Origin of the sequence: Alteromonas confluentis (assembly GCF_001757105.1) — a bacterium.
In the GTDB taxonomy this organism is placed as follows: domain Bacteria; phylum Pseudomonadota; class Gammaproteobacteria; order Enterobacterales; family Alteromonadaceae; genus Alteromonas; species Alteromonas confluentis.
In genome coordinates this window covers 464,247-464,464 of the sequence record NZ_MDHN01000041.1, presented here as the reverse complement: position 1 = coordinate 464,464, position 218 = coordinate 464,247, and the positions used below count along the sequence as shown (strand labels likewise).

Genomic DNA, 218 nt, shown 5'->3' with positions numbered 1-218 from the left:
CTTTGCGCATCGCCGTTGCCGTCGGTGACAACGATAGTGATCAATGCACCAATTTCATCAGAGGTACCGGAAATCAACGGCGTATCGCTATTGAGATCAGTGATAGCGTTCACTTTGAGAATTGGCAGCGTGAGGTCGATAAGACCTGACGTGCTCACCGTGGCTAAGTTGCCTGCGGCATCCAATACCGATACGTTCACATCCAGTAGACCTTCTGA

At 50.5% G+C, this 218-nt stretch carries 1 pseudogene; it reads right to left on the bottom strand.

Annotation, left to right across the window (positions count from 1 at the left end):
• Window positions 1-218: pseudogene (locus BFC18_RS21815) on the bottom strand (retention module-containing protein); the annotation flags it as partial.